Origin of the sequence: Stenotrophomonas sp. 2YAF22 (assembly GCF_052114665.1) — a bacterium.
Taxonomy (GTDB): Bacteria; Pseudomonadota; Gammaproteobacteria; order Xanthomonadales; family Xanthomonadaceae; genus Stenotrophomonas; species Stenotrophomonas indicatrix.
The window spans coordinates 1-2,864 of the sequence record NZ_JBFRFE010000569.1 but is presented as its reverse complement, the minus strand read 5'-3'; the positions used below and the strand labels follow the sequence as shown (position 1 = coordinate 2,864).

General features: G+C 69.0%; 1 protein-coding gene and 1 pseudogene. Both read right to left on the bottom strand.

Features of this window, described 5'->3' with window-relative positions; translation table 11 throughout:
• A partial coding sequence (locus AB4Y84_RS18300) for a UvrD-helicase domain-containing protein (protein WP_442250606.1) occupies positions 1-1,785 on the bottom strand: 1,785 nt, incomplete at its 3' end.
• Positions 1,782-2,864 (bottom strand): annotated as a pseudogene (locus AB4Y84_RS18295) (exodeoxyribonuclease V subunit gamma); the annotation flags it as partial. The gene AB4Y84_RS18300 and the pseudogene AB4Y84_RS18295, both read right to left, overlap by 4 nt.

The window sequence follows — 2,864 nt, the reverse complement described above, 5'->3', positions numbered from 1 at the left end:
CTGCACCAGCGTGGCTTCGCGATGCGAGCGCACCAGCACGGCGATATCGCCGGGTTGCACCGGGCGCCCACGCAGCAGCGCGGTGCCGGCACGCGCCTCCAGCAGGATCTGGTGGATCGCGGCCACGCAGGCCTGGGTCGCCGCGTCGCGCGACGCATCGGCGCCAAGGGCCTTTTCACCGTCGCTGCGCAGCAGGCGCAGGGTCAGCGCCGGTGCGGCCCGGCCATCGCGCAGGTAGTCCTCATCGACACGCACGCCACCGGGCCGCACCGGCTCGAACCGGATGTCGCGTTCGAGGAAGGCATCTTCGCCAGCGTTGTCATACAGCGCCTGCAGCGCGCGCAGCACGGCCGGGCGCGAGCGGAAGTTCTGGTCCAGCGCCGGTGCCTGCTCGGCCACCTGCTTGGCTTTCAGGTAGGTATGGATGTCGCCGCCGCGGAAGCCATAGATGGCCTGTTTGGGGTCACCGATCAGGAACAGCGCCGGCTGCAGCCCCAGTTCGTCCACCTCCGGCGAGGCGCCGAACACGGTATGGAAGATGCCCCACTGGCGGTCATCGGTATCCTGGAATTCATCGACCAGGGCGATGCGGTACTGCGCCCGCAGCTGCTTGACCAGGGCCAGCCGCTGCGGGCCTTCCAACGCGCGGGCGACGCCGTCGATCAGATCGTCGTAGGTCTGCACGCGACGCATGYGCTTCAGCACGGACAGGCGCTGGGTGGCTTCCTCGCGCAGGGCGTGCAGGAAGTTCAGTGCCGTGGCACGCAGCCATTGTTCGCGCTGGGCCAGCAGTGCCACGTAGCGCTCAAGCGGTGCCTGCAGCGGCGAGGACGGTGTGCGGTCGGCGAACTTCTTGTTGGTCTTGGCCACCAGCGCATCGGGCAGCAGCGCCGGCAAGCGGTCGCTGGACAACAGTTCTGCTGCGTCGCCGCGCTCGGCCCAGCCCAACAACTGCCGGCCCAGCGGGTGCAGCCAGCCCAGCTTGTAGGAAACGCCGTTGATCCACTTGTTGTCGACCGCTTCGCACAGGTCCAGGAAGAAGCGCTCACCATGCTCGCGCACGGCCATCGACAGTTCCGCCGCCGTGCCCTGCAGCGCCGGGCGCGGATCGTCCACGGCCAGCGGCTGCAGTGGCGGGTGCAGCGGTGGCGATGCCAGCAGCGCGCGCAGGTCAGCCGCCAGCGCATCCGGGTGGGACCACAACCAGGTCAGCGGTTCCAGCGTTGCCGGGTCGTTGGCATGCACCCGCCACAGATCGGCCGCCAGTTCTTCCAGCAGCTCGCGATCGCTGGCCAGCAGCTCGGGCGGGTCGAAGGTATGCCCGCTTTCGAGCGCATGTTCGCGCAGCACGCGGGTGCAGAAGCCATGGATGGTGAAGATCGCAGCCAGGTCGATCTCGTCGGCGGCTACCTGCAGGCGCCGCTTCAACGCTTTTGCGGTTTCCGTGCCGTCCTGCAGATGACGTTGCAGCACCTGCCGGGTCAGCAGCGCATCGGGTGTCTCATCGTCGCCGGGCGGCAGATCGACCAGGCGCGCAGCCAGGGCCAGGCGCTCGCGGATGCGCTTGCGCAGTTCCTGGGTGGCGGCGTCAGTGAAGGTCACCGCCAGGATCTGGCCGATACGTAGGCCCTGTTCGACCACCAGACGGGTGAACAGCGTCGCCAGGGTAAAGGTCTTGCCGGTGCCGGCACTGGCTTCGATCAGCCGCGTGCCGTGCAGCGGCAACGCCAGGTAAGGATCAGGGCAATGCGTATTGATGGAAGCGCCCTCGGCACCGTTGCTCATGCGTGGCCCGCCTGTGGATCATTGCCGAAGCTGCGCCCTTCGCGTACGGCGCTGAAGACCACCTGGCTGTTGCGCAGCAGGTCGGCGTAACTGGCGTCGTCGGCGAAAGGGTCGGCGCCACGCAGCAGCAGCTGCCAGGCATCACTGTTGGCTTCACCCCAGCTGCGGTCGCTGCCATGCCATTGTTTCCAGCCTTCGCTGCGCTGCTTTTCCACCGGCGCGTTGAACAGCACCCAGCCGGTATAGGGCGCAAAGCGCAGTGGTTCGCGCAGCCCACGCTGGCGCAGCTGCAGCAGCGCGCGCAATGCCGCGCGTGCTGCGGGCACGGTCAAGGCAGGCAATGCATGCGGACCCGGGCCGGCATCACCGCCGTCGTAGAACTGTACCAACGGCAACGCATCTCCGGCGGCGTTGGCCAGCAGCCAGTCCAGCCCCTGGCGGATCACCGCGTTGCCGTTGAGGGCGCCGGCGCGCAGGCGCACCAGCCCTTCGGGATGGCGATCACCGACCCGGCCATGCAGGCGCACGCCGTCGATCTCCACTTCATAGCGGCGGCTCTCCAGCGGCGTGCCCTGCAACCAGCCCAGCATGGCAGTGGCATATGGGCGGGTCTTGAGCCGCTCCACTTCAAACTGGCGCTCGCCGAGGATGCCCGACGGCAACAGCCCGCGTGCGCGCAGCCGCGGGTACAGCGGCTCGCTGTCGCCGGCCAGGGTGGCCTGCACCACGGCCAGCTGCACACTGCGCTTCTCCGGCCCGCGCGAGGACAGCACCAGCGGCTCCAGGTCGTCGATGTCCTCGACGTCGTCGGCCAGGCGCAGGCCCAGCGACTGTGCGAGGAACTGCCCTGCCGGATCACACAGGAAACGACGCAGGCTCTCCAGCGAGACCTCTTCTTCCACCGCGTCGTCCACCGGCGGCGGCAGTGCGGCGTCGAACCACGGCAGCAGGCCGCCGCGCTTCCCGCCCAGTCGCCCGGCGGCCGGGTGCCACTGCCGGCGGTAGCTGAAGCGGCGTGGATCGCCGTCACCGAAGGCGGCCGGCGAGAACGGCTGCAGCGCGTGGCGCACGGTGAAGTC